General features: G+C 65.6%; 11 protein-coding genes and 1 tRNA gene. 3 read left to right on the top strand and 9 right to left on the bottom strand.

The genetic code is table 11. From position 1 onward, the window contains the following. Positions 1-57: 57 nt before the first annotated feature. The gene (lysA, locus tag G7Y29_RS04270) at positions 58-1,386 is read right to left on the bottom strand and encodes a diaminopimelate decarboxylase (RefSeq protein WP_165002135.1); all 1,329 of its coding nucleotides are present in this window, start codon (positions 1,384-1,386) and stop codon (positions 58-60) included. Continuing rightward, on the bottom strand, positions 1,387-3,039 hold the full coding sequence (gene argS, locus G7Y29_RS04265) for an arginine--tRNA ligase (protein ID WP_165002134.1): 1,653 nt from the start codon (positions 3,037-3,039) through the stop codon (positions 1,387-1,389). 134 nt (positions 3,040-3,173) lie between these two features. Between argS and G7Y29_RS04260 the strand changes: the two genes are divergently transcribed. Continuing rightward, complete coding sequence (locus G7Y29_RS04260; protein WP_165002133.1) at positions 3,174-4,766, top strand: alpha/beta fold hydrolase; 1,593 nt, start codon at positions 3,174-3,176, stop codon at positions 4,764-4,766. Between the two features lie 60 nt (positions 4,767-4,826). On the opposite strand, the gene G7Y29_RS04255 is transcribed toward G7Y29_RS04260, so the two are convergent. Then, positions 4,827-4,900, bottom strand: a tRNA-Arg gene (locus G7Y29_RS04255). Between the two features lie 93 nt (positions 4,901-4,993). Here G7Y29_RS04255 and G7Y29_RS04250 point away from each other — a divergent pair. Further along, entirely contained in the window at positions 4,994-6,037 is a 1,044-nt protein-coding gene (locus G7Y29_RS04250) for an alpha/beta hydrolase (protein ID WP_165002132.1), read from the top strand. A 73-nt stretch (positions 6,038-6,110) separates the two neighbouring features. Here the strand turns inward: G7Y29_RS04250 and G7Y29_RS04245 are convergent, their stop codons facing one another. Beyond that, positions 6,111-6,329 carry a PspC domain-containing protein gene (locus G7Y29_RS04245; RefSeq protein WP_165002131.1) on the bottom strand — a complete coding sequence of 73 codons (219 nt, stop codon included), beginning with the start codon at positions 6,327-6,329 and terminating at the stop codon, positions 6,111-6,113. A gap of 103 nt (positions 6,330-6,432) precedes the next feature. Further along, positions 6,433-6,924 carry a MarR family winged helix-turn-helix transcriptional regulator gene (locus tag G7Y29_RS04240; protein WP_165002130.1) on the bottom strand — a complete coding sequence of 164 codons (492 nt, stop codon included), beginning with the start codon at positions 6,922-6,924 and terminating at the stop codon, positions 6,433-6,435. 176 nt (positions 6,925-7,100) lie between these two features. Here G7Y29_RS04240 and G7Y29_RS04235 point away from each other — a divergent pair, with 176 nt between their 5' ends. Beyond that, entirely contained in the window at positions 7,101-7,637 is a 537-nt protein-coding gene (locus G7Y29_RS04235; RefSeq protein ID WP_165002129.1) for a YceI family protein, read from the top strand. 46 nt (positions 7,638-7,683) lie between these two features. Here G7Y29_RS04235 and G7Y29_RS04230 read toward each other — a convergent pair whose 3' ends face one another. From G7Y29_RS04230 to G7Y29_RS04215, 4 genes are read right to left on the bottom strand one after another with little or no spacing between them, the layout of a single operon-like run. Beyond that, complete coding sequence (locus G7Y29_RS04230; RefSeq protein ID WP_165002128.1) at positions 7,684-10,335, bottom strand: AAA family ATPase; 2,652 nt, start codon at positions 10,333-10,335, stop codon at positions 7,684-7,686. A gap of 2 nt (positions 10,336-10,337) precedes the next feature. Beyond that, positions 10,338-11,474, bottom strand: coding sequence for a metallophosphoesterase family protein (locus G7Y29_RS04225; protein WP_196820180.1), 1,137 nt, complete (start codon positions 11,472-11,474; stop codon positions 10,338-10,340). Positions 11,475-11,503: 29 nt separating this feature from the next. Beyond that, on the bottom strand, positions 11,504-12,325 hold the full coding sequence (locus tag G7Y29_RS04220; protein ID WP_165002126.1) for a hypothetical protein: 822 nt from the start codon (positions 12,323-12,325) through the stop codon (positions 11,504-11,506). A gap of 1 nt (position 12,326) precedes the next feature. Further along, positions 12,327-15,428, bottom strand: a complete 3,102-nt coding sequence (locus tag G7Y29_RS04215; protein WP_165002125.1) for a DEAD/DEAH box helicase — start codon at positions 15,426-15,428, stop codon at positions 12,327-12,329. Positions 15,429-15,494 lie beyond the last annotated feature (66 nt).

The raw sequence follows: 15,494 nt of genomic DNA, 5'->3' as shown, positions 1-15,494 counted from the left end.
TGTGGGTAGCGGGTGGTCGGCACTAGTGTACCGCTTAGTCTATATTGTGACCGGGTTTCATTCGTACTCGCGCGCGAGCAGGTCCTCCACGGTTTCGCGTCTCACCATCGGGGTGGTGTTGCCCGAACGAACGGCCACGACGGCGGGCCGGCCGAAAGAGTTGTAGTTCGAGCTCATGGAGTAGCAGTAGGCGCCCGTGGCGGCCAGAGCCACGAGGTCCCCGCTGGCGATGTCCTCGGGCCACTTGGCGTCGCCCACCAGGATGTCACCGGACTCGCAGTGCGAACCCACCAGCCTGGTCTGCACTGGCTCGCCGTCGACGAAGCGGTTGACCACGCGGCCGTCATACTCCGACTCGTACAGAGCGGGCCGGATGTTGTCGCTCATGCCGCCGTCAATGGCGATGTAGCGCCGCGTCGTGGTGTGCGAGGTGTGCACGTCCTTGATTGTGCCCGCACGGTAGACGGTCACTGTCGACGGCCCGGCGATCGCGCGGCCCGGCTCAACCACGACGGTCGGTGCGGGGATGCCGAGCTCGTCGGCCACGCCGCGGACGTCGCCAAGCAGATCAGCCGCAACCCCCGCGACGTCGAGCGGCTCCTCCCCGTCGACGTAGGCGATGCCGTAGCCGCCGCCGAGGTCTAGGTAGTCGAGCGCGACGTTCTGCTCGCGGTAAATCGTCGCGTACAGACCGAGGACGCGCTGCGCGGCGAGCTTGAAGCCTTCCGCGTCGAACACCTGGGAGCCGACGTGGCAGTGTAACCCTGCTAGGGATAGGTTCGCGGCGCCGATCGCGTCCACCGCCGCCTTGTGCGCGGACCCGGATGCGAGCGACAGGCCAAACTTCTGGTCCTCGTGGCTAGTGGCGATGAACTCGTGCGTGTGGGCGTCCACACCGGGTTTCACGCGGACGAACACGTCCTGCACCGCCCCCAGCTCACCGGCGACGTTGTTGAGCTCCGCGAGCTCCTGGTGCGAATCGATGACAACATGCCCCACGCCCGCCTCCACGCACAGGCGCAGGAAGGACTCGGACTTGTTGTTCCCGTGCACCGTGATGCGCTTCGCCGGGAAGTCGGCGGCTAACGCAATGCGCAGCTCGTTCTCGGACGCCACATCGAGGGCGAGCCCCTCCTCGTCCACCCACCGGGCGATCATGCGGGTCAAGAACGCCTTGGAGGCGTAGTGGACGTTCTCGGGTGCCCCGAAAGCACGGGCCATGTCACGGCACCGCGAGCGGAAGTCGTCCTCGTCGACCACCATGACGGGGGTGCCGAACTCCTCGGCGATCTCCGGCAGCGGGACCCCGGCGACGGTGACCACGCCGTCCTCCTGGCGCGCGGCACCGCGCGGCCACACGTGGGCGGGAAGCTCGTTGAATGACATCTACATTTTCTCCGGGGCGCTCACGCCGACCAGGTCGAGTGCGTTCGCAAGAACCTGGCGCGTCGCCATCGCGAGGGCCAAGCGTGCCGTGTGGATCGGCTCAGCGTCCTCACCGGCCTTAGGCAGGATCTGGCAGACGTCGTAGAACTTGTGGAAGGAGCTGGCCAGCTCCTCGGCGTAACGAGCCACGCGGTGCGGCTCGCGCAGCTGTGCGGCGGCCTTGAGCACGGCTGGAAACTCGCCCAGGGTGCGGATGAGGTCGCCCTCCTTCTCGTGCGCAAGCAGACCCAGGTCCGGCGAGTCGTAACCCACGCCGGCGTCTGCGGCGCGGCGGGCGATGGAGCACAGGCGTGCGTGGCCGTATTGCACGTAATACACCGGGTTGTCGGAGGACTGCTTCGTCCACAAGTCCAGGTCGATGTCCAGCGTCTGGTCCACGGAGGAGCGTGCCAGCGAATAGCGCGCACCGTCAACCCCGATGGCGTCCACCAGGTCGTCGAGAGTGATGATGGTGCCAGCGCGCTTCGACATCTTCACTGGTTTGCCGTCGCGCACGAGATTGACCATCTGGCCGATGAGCACCTCGACGGCCTCCGGGTTGTAGCCCAGCGCCTGTGCGGCCGCGCGCAGACGCGCGATATAGCCGTGGTGGTCCGCCCCCAACATGTAAATCGCCAGCGTGTGGCCGCGGTCGAACTTGTCCGCCACGTACGCAATATCGCCGGCGATGTAGGCTGCGTTGCCGTCGGACTTGAGCACGACGCGGTCCTTGTCGTCACCGAAATCGGTCGAGCGCAGCCACCACGCACCCTCGTTCTCGTACAGGTTGCCATTCTCCCTGAGCGTGGCCACGGCCTTGTCCACGGCCCCGGATTCGAACAGCGAATTCTCGTGGAAGTACACGTCGAACTCCACGCCGAACTCGGCCAGCGAGCGCTTGATGTGCTCGAACATCATCTCCACACCTTCGGCGCGGAAGGTCTCCTGAACCTCCTCAGGTGTGCCCGCCAGGGCATTTTCCCGCTTGTCGACGACCGCACCAGCGATCTCGGAGATGTAATCACCGCCGTACCCGTCTTCTGGCGTGGCCTCCCCCTTCGCCGCAGCTACCAAGGAGCGGGCGAAACGGTCGATCTGGCCACCGTGGTCGTTGAAGTAGTATTCGCGCGTCACCTGAGCGCCGGCGGCCTCGAGGACGCGGCCGAGGGAGTCGCCCACCGCAGCCCACCGCGTTCCGCCGAGGTGGATCGGACCGGTGGGGTTCGCGGAAACGAACTCGAGGTTGACTTTCTCACCCGCGTAGATGTCGGAGTGGCCGTAGTTCGCACCCGCCGCAAGGATGTCGGCGACGAGCTGGCCCTGGGCACCGGTGGCCAGGCGCAAGTTGATGAATCCGGGCCCGGCGACCTCCGCTGAATCAATCACCGGGTTGTCAGACAGCTCCTCGGCGAGCCAGCCTGCTAGGTCACGCGGGTTAGTTCCCGCCTTCTTGGCCGCTTGGAGGGCGATGTTGGTGGCGTAGTCGCCGTGCTCCGGGTTGCGCGGGCGCTCCACCGTCACCGTCTCGGGAACGACGGCGGCGTCAAGGTCGTGCGCGGACAAAACGGTCGTGGCGGCCTGCCTAATGGCCGTTGCGAGGTCAGCTGGCGTCATGGGGCCACAGTCTAATTCAGGGGTCAGACATTATCTCCATGGGTGCATCCTGCATACCGCACTCTCGCACCGGGTAAAAGATAATATGAGTATGCACCAATAGACTCGATTGTTTGCTCGGAAAGGTCCCCCATATGAACTGGACAGTTCTGGCGGCGGTTTTAACGACCGGCCTCACCGTGAGCCTCGCGGCATCCCCGCTGGCGGGCGCGCAGCCCTCCCCCGCCGTCACCCGGGAAGAATGCCCCTCCACCGTCAACGTGGCGGGCGCCGAGTGCGGCCGTTTCGACACTCCGATGCGATACGACGACCCGTCCGGCCCGACCATTTCCGTCGGGTACGTCCGCATACCTGCCGCCGACCCGTCGTCACGCCGCGGCGCGCTGTTCGGCAACCCGGGTGGCCCGGGCGGCGACGCTTACACCTACTTCGGTACCGAGGGAATCGGTTTCAGCTGGCCCGAGGAGATCCGCAATGAGTGGGACCTCGTTGCAGTCCAGCCACGAGGACTGATGCACTCAACACCGCTGAACTGCCAGTCGCCTGACCCGCAGACCCCGGTCGACTTAGCCCGGTTGCAGTTCGATTCCACCTTCTCCGGTGGCGGCCTGACCCGCTCCTTGTGCCAAGGCGGCCGCCCCGGTTACCCCGAGAGCATCACCACAGAGAACAACGCGCGCGACTGGGACGCTGCTCGCCGGGCGCTGGGTTACGACAAGATCTCCATCATGGGCCTGTCCTACGGCACCTACCTCGGTTCCGCGTACGCCTCAATGTTCCCGGAGCGTACTGACCGCGTCGTGCTCGACTCCGCGATGGATCCCAACCTGAGCTGGCAGGCGCTCATGCGCACCCAGCAGGGCGGCTACGAGCGCGCGTTGAATGACTACTTCGCGTTTGTCGCCGCGAACGACGCGACGTATGGAATGGGCGACACCCCGCTGAAGGCGTACCAGTACTGGTCTAACCGCATTGTCGCCGAGACCGGAACGAATCCCACCGTCACCCCGCCCCCGGCGCGCGTCGGTGATCTTCCCCCGGGTCTGGAGTTGGCGGGCCAAGCTGCAGCCGATGCCATCACCGCGACCGGCAAGGCGCGTGTGGAGGGTGACGGCATCATCTCCCGCCTGCTCAATCCAGGTGCGAGCCAGGTCACCTCGCCGTTGCTGCTGACCACCCGCATGACTCTCCCCCAGCCGCAGGGATGGGACACCCTCGCCCGCATGACCAACGGCTCATTGGAGCCCTCAGGCGCATCCGGGGCACCCCAGGCTGTGCTCGAGGAGCTCCAGGGCCAGCAGATCGCGCTCAACCAGCTGCAGGCGGTGCAAATGTGCAACGAAAACATCACCCCGCCGGATTACGGTCTCGTACCAGCCGCATTGTGGTCTTCCTATGTCACAGGTGACCTATTTACCATGCCGAACGCCGTCATCGGCTCGGGCATGTACTGCTCGGGTGCGGGCGCCGTGACGGGACTCGCACCTCTCGACGGCTCGCGCTTGGCCCACCGCCCTCTGCAGATCAACGCGACAGGTGACCCCCAGACCGTCTACTCCGGCCACCGCGCGCTCGCCGACGCAATGGGCTCCCAAGTTGTCACCGTTCACGGACCCGGCCACGGCCACGTCGGGCTGGGAAACAAGGCGGTTGACCGCATCGTCGTGGACTACCTGCGCAACGGCTTCACCGGCGCGACGGATGCGCCCGAGTTCTTCGAGCAATAGCTGAGAGGCGTTACGCGTGGTCACCGCGGGCAACCCCAATGCCCCGGCCGATCACAATTGTGTCCCCGACAGGATTCGAACCTGCGACCTTCGGTACCGGAAACCGATGCTCTAATCCACTGAGCTACGAAGACATGCACTAACTCGTGCGCACTAGAGAGTATCACCCGCCTAAGTCGGGTCGTAAATCGCATACCTTGGCGCGGCCGCGTCACTAAAGTAGGGCTATGGCGATTCAGAATGCACTCAGTGCGGTGGCCGCGGCGGCACTGCGCACCGTACCCAACCCAGTTCTCTCCCTGTTGGGAACAACGACCACCGAAAACGGCACCACGATGGCACCGGACGTGCGGGTGAGTTCCTTAGCGCTGAAGTACCTCTCGCGCGATTTTTCGGAGTTGCCTATCAACGAAGCCCGAGGCGTCGTGGAATCCGACGCGAAACTTGGCGCAGGTCCCCAGATTGCCGTCGGACCCGTTTGGGATTCCGAGATCGCAGGGATCCCGGTGCGCCACTACCGTCCGCAACACTGCTCAAACAACGACCAGCCGACGGTCGTCTACTTCCACGGCGGTGGCTGGGCCACCGGTTCGTTGGAGACCCACGACAACACCTGCCGCTTTTTGTGCGCCAACGCGGACGTCGCGGTCATTTCGGTCGACTACCCGCTGGCGCCTGAGCACCGCTACCCGGCAGCCCCCAACGCCGCATTCGAGGTGCTAGATGCGGTCATGTCGGGCGCGCTAGAGGGGGTCGATTCTTCCCGGGTGGCCGTGGCGGGCGATTCCGCGGGCGCCTCGCTCGCGACGGTGGCGTGCCTGCGGCGCGCGGATCGGGACATGTCGCAGCCGGAACTTCAGGTTTTGTTCGTCCCCTGCACGAACCTGGACAACTTCGAGACGTCCTCGCACAAGGAGTTCGCGACCGGCACGTACCTCACCCGCAAGCAGATGGAGTGGTTCCGCGATCTCTACACCAGCGCTGGCGACGACCTCTCTAGCTGGGATATCTCGCCGCTGCTCGCCCCCGAGCAGCTGCTGTCCAAGCTTGCGCCAGCCTATATCTCCGTCGCGGGTTTTGACCCGCTGCGTGACGAGGGGATCGCCTACGCGCGCAAGCTTGCCGACGCCCACGTGCCTGTCACCATGGAAGTCAACAAGGGCCTTGTCCACCCGTTTGCGAACGCCTTCTACGTGTGGGAGGGCGCTACGGCAGCCATGTCGAAGGCGGCGGGCGCAATCAGGTTCGCGCTGCGGGTCACCCCGCGGTAGGCATAAAGTCGGCCGCCCCCTCCCCCGGTGTTCGATGCCAGGTGGGGAGGGGGCAGCCGAAGCGCGTGAGGCTTTAGACCCCTTCCGGCATGATGATCCACGCGATAATGTAGAGCGCCACGCCGGGCAGAACGCCGGCGAGCGCCAGCACGACGAAGATAAGGCGCACGAGCACCGGGTCGAGCTTGAAGTACTGCGCGATGCCGCCGCAAACACCGGCGATCCATCGATCCGTCAGGGAGCGGGTGAGGCGCTTGCGGGAGTTGGGGGTAAAGCCGCTGTTAGTCGACATGGGACGATCCTTTCGGTCGGGTTCTTTGACACTTTCCATTCAACGCACTGGGAGAATCTGTGACAACGGGGTTTACCCTGATTTCGACCCTGATTCGTGGTGGCTAGTTGTTGATCTCGGAGCACCTCGGAATGCCGGGGACGTTGTCGACTTCCATGATGCCGGCAAAGAAGCGTCGTAAAGCGGGCACGTCCTCGGGCACCATGTGGTCGAACACGACGCGCCGCACGCTCTCGACGTGGTCGGGGGCTGACTGGGTGACGCGGCTCATGCCGTCCTCGGTGAGCTGGACTAGGACCCCGCGGGCGTCACCGGGCGACTTGCACTTGGTTAGTAGGCCGCGCTTTTCCATACGGGTGACCTGGTGCGAAGTGCGGGAGCGGTCCCAATCGAGGCCAGCACAGAGGTCGCGCAGGCGCAACTCGTTGCCCTCCGCCTCGGACAGGGTGACCAGGACGGCGAACTCGGACGCCGACAGATTCGAGCCAGCCTGGAGGGTTTCGTCGACTACGCGATTCACCTTCCGGGACGCGGCGAGCATCAGGCGCCACAGTGCTTGTTCGTTATCATTGAGCCAGCGCGGTTGTTCAGACATGAAAATGAGGTTACATCCTCTAACCGCACCGGGGAAACGATCGCTTCAATCTGTCTACTTTCGTTCCATTGTGCTTGACCTGCGAGAAGCGGTGTTTTGAATAAACAGTTGACACGTCACCAAATGTCCCTATAATGGAACTTGTTAACACGTCAACAACAACAAAGGAGAACAACATGTCTCAGCTCACCGGAATCTGGAACCTCGACCCCGCCCACTCCGAGATCGGCTTCGTCGCTCGCCACGCAATGGTGACCAAGGTCCGCGGCAACTTCCCCGAGTTCGACGCACAGGTCACCGTTGACGGTGACAATCTGCAGGCGTCCAAGGCCACCGCCACCATCAAGACCGCTTCCATCAACACCGGCAACGCCGACCGCGACGGCCACGTCCGCGGCGAAGACTTCTTCGACGTTGAGAACCACCCGGAGATGACCTTCGAATCCACCTCCTTCAACGTTGACGAAAACGGCAACGGCACCGTGGAGGGCAACCTCACCATCAAGGGCACCACCAAGCCCGTCACCCTTGATGTCGAGACCTTCGGTGTCGAGACCGACCCCTTCGGCAACGTCCGCGCTGGCTTCGAGGCCAACACCACCATCGACCGCACCGACTTCGGCATCGACTTCCAGGCCCCGCTGAACTCCGGTGGCGTGCTCGTGTCCAACAACATCAAGATCGTGATCGAGGGCTCCGCCATCAAGGCGTAACCTTCTTCCGGAGCCCCCGCCCGCCGTGTCGGCGCGCGGGGTTTTCCTATATGCCCCCCTGTTTGAGCTCGCTAATCGACGCCACCTTGGCAACGTTGACCCAGTCAAAGCGTCGCGGGAAACAGGTCAGAACAAACACTTGCGACTCGCGCCCCACCTGGTTGAACAGGGAGTTCATCAGTTCCAGGCGGTTCGGGTCCGTTGCACCCAGCGCGTCGTCCACAATCACTGGCACCGGGGTGCGCCCCGTTTGCCCCGTTCCGGCGAGCTCCGCGATGGCGAACCTGACCAGCAGCGCCAGCTGCTCCTTCGCACCGCCGGAGAGTTGGTCAAGGGAGACGGTGGCGCCGCCCAGCGTGCGCGCCTCGATGTCGAGGGACTCCCCCAGCGTGAACTCGACGTCCGGGCCGAAGACACGGGATGCGTACCGGTTGAGAGCGGCGGCGAACGGAGCGGCGTAGCGGGCCCGCGCCTCATCTCGGTGTCGCACCATCGTCTCACGGAGCAACCGCACCGCCTCCGCGCGCCGCGTTGCGGACTCGAACTCGGACACCGCGGCGTCCAGTTCCGCCTCCGCGCGGTCAGTTTGCTCGGCGACACCGGCGGCCTGCTCGATGCGGCCGGTCAATTCGGCAACCCTGCGTTCCGCGTCCGCCAATCGGGTTCGCAGGTTGCGCACTCGGACCTGCGCACCCTCAAAAAGATCGGCGGCGAGGGTGGGGTTCGCTTCCGCGAGCTGACGGACGAGCTCTGCGCAACGCGCCGTGGCGGCATCCAGGGCCTGCTTCGCGGCCTCCTGCGCGGACTCAAGCTCGGCGAGCGGGGTTTTCTCCTCGGCGGCGTCCAGCTGAGCTCGTGCGGCGGAGACTTCGGCTGCCTTTGATTCAGCCCGCGCCTCAAGCACTGCGAGTGCGGTCGCCTCCTTCTGCTCCGCCCACGGCGCGAGCACCGCCTCGGCGTGCTCCAATGCATCGGTCGCCTCGTCGAGGTGCCGCTGAGCCCTGGTGAGAGCCGCCTCCGCTTCCTCCTCGGTGCCGCATGGGTCTTCAACGTCGGAACCGGCGGCCTGCTCGCTTAACCGGGTGTGCTCCGCGCGCAGCTCATCCGCGTCGCGAGTACCCAAGACGTCCTCGCGCCTGCGCAGTGTCGACTGCAGAGAGGAGGCCAGCTCAGTGTGTTCGTCCCGGCGGCGACGTGCCTCTTCGATGTCCCCGCATCCCAGGGCCGCGAGACGTTCAGCGTATGCGCGCTCCGCGGCGTCGAGATCTGCACCGGGCCCCGCGCTGCCTTGCCCGGCGCGGTAGACCACCTCGAATTCACCGAGAGCGAGCGTCGACCCGTCGTGGATTCCGACGGTGGCCGAGCCCGGGAACTCCACATCCATTCCGTCAAGCGCGACGACGGCGGCCTCGGGGCCGGTGACTTCGAGCTTGGCGGACGCCGCGTCGCGCAACCTGCGCTGCAAGGTGAGCTCCTCCCGAGCCTTCTCCAGCGCGCGGATGTCAGAATCTGCGACCGCTTTAATCGGTTGAGCCGCCCGCAGCGCGGACAGTTCCTCGTCCACCGCACCGAGGCGAGCCACGACGTCGGCGAGCTCGGCTGCGCGTACGCGGCTGCGAGCGCGCTGTCGGGCCACTTCCGCAGCTTTCACGGTCTCGCGCACGGTCACGACCTTGCGTTTGGCGGCGTCACGCTGCGCTGTCAGCTTCCCCACTTTCGCGGCCTCTTCGCGCACCGCCTCGCGCGCCGCGTCTAGCCCGGAGCCCAGCTTCTCGGCGTCGCGGGCCAGTTCTTCAACTCGCTGCCGGGCGGCCATGCGGGCCTCGATATCCTCGGTCGAACGTTTGTGGTCGAGGGCAGCGCGCTTCTCCTCAGCTTTCGCAGCCTCCGCCTTCTCCGCCAGCACCTTCGCGGCGGCCGCCTCCTCCGCACGCGCGGCCTCCTCCACCACCGCGTCCGGTAGCTCGGCCTTGATACCCGAGATCTCGCCTTCCCGGCGCGCCACCTCGTCCACGAAGCTGGCGAGCCGGTCGACTTCGGCTCGCAAGCCCGAGAGCTTCTCGGCGGCGGCGTCCCTGCGCTTGCCCAGTTCCGTAAACGACGCCTTCTGCCCGCCCTTGGCGGTGAAGTAGCGCTGGTACTCCGCGTCGATGCGCGCCATCAGTTCTGTGTCCTCGGTGCCGGAAACAGCGCCGCCCGCTTCCCCGGCGCCGTGAGTGCCCGCGTCCAGAGCGCGTGTGATGGACGGAATGCCGGCGGCGGCAATGCCCGGGTCGATCTCGCCCTGGCGCAGGAACAAGGTGGAGGCAAGGGCCGTGTCGAGGTGTTCACTGAGGATCACATCGAGCTTGTCGTCCGCCTCGCGGCCCGTGTATTGCTCGCGGCGCGGCGCGGTGATGGTCAGCTCGGAGCGCTTCTTGCGCAGAAACACTTTGCGCACGGTGAACGTGTACGGCCCGACCGTGGCCGAAAGGGTCACCTCGGGCCCGACATCTCGGCCCACCGGCGCGAGGACTTTGACCCGGCTGTCACCCGAGGAATGCTTGAAGTTGAGCACGACGTCGATCGCGTCGAGCACTGTGGACTTACCCGCCTCGTTATCGCCGTGGATGAGCATGACCCCGGTATCGGGGATGCCGGTGAGCTCGAGGTGTTCAACCGCGCGTACGTTTTTCAGCGAGATGGAATGAATCTTCATGCTTACGCCTCCCGGGACAGCCGGAACAGCAGGTTGACGGCATCACGGGCGGCGAGCTCCCCGGCGGACGCGGCACCGACGAGCTCACCCATCGCGTCGGCGGCGAAACCGCCGAGCGGCAGATTGGCCAGCTCATCCTCACCGGGTTCGAGGTGCAAATCCATGAGCCGGTCGCGCTCGCGCAGAGAGGCGAACACCGGCTCCAGCTCGGCCAGCCCCTCCTCCAACCTGCGCGTGTCCTCCAGGCCGAGGGTGCCCACGATGGCGTACTTGATCACGGTCCGCTCCTTGTCCGGGTAGGAGCGCAACCGGGCCAGAAGTGTATCTACGTCGGCCCCGCCCGATACCTCGAAGTGCAGCGCCTCGAACGTCCATGTGCCCACCGGCACCTTCTGCACGGAGGCATTCCCCTTCGACAGCGCAACCACAAGTGCGTTGCCGGAGTCCACCTCCCCGCCCGCGACACCGGGTGTGAGGTCGTGGAAGTCCGTCGTCTCGGGAGATCCGGAAAACCACACCTTCCCCGACGTACCGAGCGAGCGGGTGGAGTGGGTGTCGCCGAGGGCGACGTAGTCCACGGTGCCGTCGGCAAGCTTGGCTTCCAAGTTGGGCAAATCGATGAGGTCGGGCTTGATCTCACCGGTACGCGCCTCGGTCTGGCCGTGGCCGACCAGGACACGGATGGAGTCCGTCGGTGAGAGGTCCCGCAGCGTCTTCGCGCACAGGTCCTCGGAGGCATGCTTCGACATGAGGGGCGCGCCGGCGATCTCAACGCCGGGGCGGACCTGAACCACCGAGCATGAATCGAGCACGGTGACGTTGTCCAGGGATTCGGTGCGATTGAAAATGGAATCCGCCACGAGCGGGTCATGGTTGCCGGGCAGCAAGTACACGGGCACGGGCAAGCGGGAAAACGCCTCGAGGGCGCGCCCGAGAGTGCGCGGCTCAAGCGCGTTGTGCTCGAACACGTCGCCTGCCACGACGATGAACTCGGCGCCGCGCTCGGTGGCCAGCTCGCCGAGGCGTGTCACGGCGCGCAACCGGGCATCGTCGAAACGCGATTGCGCCTCGGGCGGCAGGAACGTGCGCGTCATTCCCAACTGCAGGTCGGAGGTGTGGATGAAGGTCAGCTTGCTCATGCCCCTACTTGTAGCAAACGGTTCGGACATTAACCCCGCGTCAGCTCCTCGTACAGGTCTTCGATGTCAGCCACGGCACGCAACTGGTCGATGTTTGTGAAGGACACTGACTGCATGGCGCGGTGCAGCATATCGATGTCGGAGTCCTCGATCATCGGCGCGACCTTGGGATACGGTAAGTCCGGCATCTCGCGGCCCGCCCAGAAGTATTTCGACCCTTCCTCCGAGTTCTCCCGCGCGACGGTCGCGGCGCGGTTGCGCACGCCTTGTTCGAAAGTGTTCAAGCTCAGATTGCGCATGGAGAAGATGACGTCGGGGGTGGCGTCGATAAGCTCGGCGGCCTTTTCCGCCACCGCGACCGCGTGCTTGCACACGTCCGAGGCGTCGGGGCACGTGCACAGGAAGCGGATGCTCGCAGGATCCGGGGCCAGCAGGATATCGAGCACGTCGTCGTCGAAATCACCGGTGCGGGCGCGGGCGACCGAGTTGGCCCGGCGCGCCATCACATCGAGCGCGCCCTGGATGTCCGCGGCGGTACGGCCCGGCAGTTGGATCGCCACCGCGAACGGGTCGTTCTGGCTGCCCGCGACGAGCCCATCGATGCCCCCGGAGCGCGGAGTGGTTTCGAGCACGTGCCCGTTCGCCGCGTACTGGTGTCCGCGCTTCGTGCGGCCCGGGTCCGTCTGGCGCACGGCGGCGTTGAACACGCGCATTGCCGCGGGCGAGTACGACGGCGTGCGGGTCACCGACGCCTGAGAGGTCCCAGCCTCCTCGGGCGAAAAGACGCGGCGGCGTGCGCCGAAGTTGGCGTAAATGACGTTGTCTTCGCTGGGCCGAACCTTGCCTGCCAAGTCAGTCTCCCTCCGCCCGGTAGCTCATCAGTCGCGCGAGATCGTCGGTGTCGAGCTCGGTGATCCATCCCTCGCCTTCGCCCACGACAGTGCCGGCGAGGTGCATCTTGCCATCCAGCACATCCTGGATCGACTCCTCCAGCGTGCCACGGGTGATCATTTTGTACACGGTGACGTTCTTGTCCTGGCCGATGCGGTACGCGCGGTCGGTGGCCTGGTTCTCAACGGCCGGGTTCCACCACCTGTCCAGGTGTATCACGATCGACGCCGCGGTCAGGTTCAACCCGGTCCCCCCCGCCTTGAGAGACAGCAGCATCGCCCGGGGCCCCTCCGCGGACTGGAAGCCCTCCACCATTGCGTCGCGCGCGTCCTTTCCCACCCCGCCGTGCAGGAACGGGACGGGCTCACCGAGCCGCTCGGCGAGGTAGGGCTGAAGGATCGCGCCGAAGGCCTTGTACTGCGTGAAGATGAGTACGCGCTGCTCGGAGTTGACGGCTTCGTCGAGAAGTTCCATGAGCATGGCTACCTTGCCGGAGCGGTGCTTGCCCTTGACGGTCACGGCCGAGCCGTCACCGAGGAAGTGTGCGGGGTGGTTGCAGATCTGCTTGATGCGGGTAATCGTGGCCAGCACCAGCCCTTTTCGGGACATACCTTCGCGCTCCGCGAGCTCCTTTTCCACGTTCTGCACCAGCGCCGTGTATAGGGCAGCCTGTTCCGGGGTCATGTCGACGGCGACGATGTGCTCGTTTTTCTCCGGAAGGTCGTCGATGATCGCCGGGTCCGTCTTCAGCCTGCGCAGGATGAATGGCGTGGTCAGTCGCCGCAGCCGCTCGCTCATCTCCGCGGCAAGCTCCTCGTCGCGGCGCGACTCGATCGCCTTGGAGAAGTGGTTGCGAAAGAACGTCTGGCTCCCCAGCATGCCGGGATTGACGAAGTCGAGCAGGCTGCGCAGCTCTGAGAGCTTGTTCTCAATCGGCGTGCCGGTCAGGGCGATGCGGTGCCGCGCGGGGATTGCGCGCACGCTTTTCGACGCCCTCGTGCCCGCGTTCTTGATCGCCTGGGCCTCATCCAGCACCACGTGGTCCCATTCCACCCGCGAGAGTTCTTTCACGTCGCGCCCGGCGACGCCGTAGGAGGTGATCAGGACGTCCGCGGAGTCGATCGCGGCGAACAGGTCGTCACCGGCGAGGCGGTGCGATCCGTGGTGGACGGTGACCTCAAGCTGGGGCACGAAGCGAGCGGCCTCGCGGGCCCAGTTGCCCACCACGGACGTCGGCGCCACCACGAGTGTCGGACCGGTGCGTTCCCCGCGCTCACGCTCGACGGCCAACAACGTGAGCAATTGCAGGGTTTTGCCCAAACCCATGTCGTCGGCCAGCACCGCGCCGAGGTTGGAACGCGACATGAAGTGCAGCCAGTCCACCCCGCGGCGCTGGTATTCACGCAGGTCGGCGCCCACCCACTCGGGGATGTCCATGCGTTCCGGGGCAGGTCGGTCCGTTCCCGCCACCAGCGAGGTGAACCACGGCGAGCCGGAAAACTCCACTGGCGCCTCTGAGCCCGCTGCGGACTCGAGCGCCAGGTCACGCAACTCGGCGGCGGTGACCGCGCCTTGAGTACGGTCGGAGTTCTTCATCTCCTCGTACGCCTCGCTCAAGCGTGCCGCCTCGTCACGGAGCACCGCGGCGTCCGCCGCGCCGTTCGCTTCGGCCAGCGCCGCGCGAGTCTGTGCAGCTTCCGCCTCTCGTTTGGCCCGCGCCAGGGAATTCTCCGCCAGCTTCTCCATATAGCGCTTCGTCTTGGCCAGCGCGCTTCCGTCGGCCAACACCCACTCCCCGCGCAGTTGCACGAGACCGGATTTAGAGTTGACCAGTTTCGCCATTTCGGCGTCATCGAGCTCGACGTCCCCGACCGAAACGCGCCAGTCGTACGTGACCAAGGTGTCAAAGCCGAGGTGCGTTACCGTCGAGGAATCGTGCGGGTTGGACTCGGCCGCGACGTGCAGCCTCGCCGTTGTCTCGGCCTGGGACCACGCGCGCGGCAACATCACCGCGAAACCCCGCATTCGCAGCTTCACCGCCTCCCCCTGCACAAAGCGCACAATCTCGTCGGTGGAGAGAAACACGTCCCAGTCACCGTCGTCAACTGGGGACGGGGTGTCCCGGCGGCGAGGGTGCGAGACGTGGTTGACCATGTCGGTCACATCGATGGCGCGGTAGAGGTCGCGGCGCAACGTCTGGGCCGTAGACGTGTCGTATACGTGCAGACGCACCGGCCGCGGCGAGTCCGTTCCGGAGCGGACCTGCACGCGGACCGGCCACTGCGCAGCGTCTTCCCCCACTACGTCGGTGTCCGCGGGCTGCTCCACGATGAACACCAACTGCAAGTTCACTGCAGTGATCGAGCCGTTCCAATCGCTGAGCTTGCGCGTCAGCTCCGCCCCGCCGCGGCGCAGAGGGGCCGCGGTAAGCAGCGAATGCACGAAGTCGTGCCACGGGTACGGCCGCGTATCCTCGTCCAAGTCAGCCAAGTGCGCGGTGGCGATCCAGTGCACCAGCGTCTGCGATACGTTCTCGTCCAAACTCGGGTTGTTCACCGTGAGCACACCCGGCGCCGCGGCGATCATTTCCGCGAGCCAGCCGCGCTCGTCCACCCCGGTGCCCAGCTGCCACTCGGCGAACCACTGCCCGTCGCGGTACGGCACGTGGATGCTCACCCTCCCGGCGCGAACGAACTGGCGCATGCCCTTATATAAGCGGATCAGCCAGTACAGGTCGGGGGCTATCGACGCCCGCTGCTCCTTCGACGCCGCCGACGAATCCTCGTCGAGAACGGCGAGCGACGCGAGGAACGAGATCGTCTCCGACGGCGCCAGTGCGGCCGTGGGCACGCGCAGCTCCACGTGTTTGCCCCGGGGGGTCTGCAGTCTCACCCGGGAGCGGTGGCGGAACCGGGAGTCGTCGACAAGCGATGCCACCACCGGCGGGAACGTTGCCTCGGGGACCTGCGACGGCAGCAGGATCCTGTGCCCTTCCACCTGCTCAACCCACAGGTTGAAGCCGGACTCGGGCAACCAGAGTCCGTGGAGGAGGAATTTAGGCATAACCACCCTTATACCACGACGGCCCGACACGCTACGCTGTGGGAAACTTTCGGACAACCGTATAAA

Source organism: Corynebacterium qintianiae (assembly GCF_011038645.2).
In the GTDB taxonomy this organism is placed as follows: domain Bacteria; phylum Actinomycetota; class Actinomycetes; order Mycobacteriales; family Mycobacteriaceae; genus Corynebacterium; species Corynebacterium qintianiae.
Note: the sequence above shows the minus strand (reverse complement) of the source record. Positions and strands in the feature narration are given on the sequence as shown.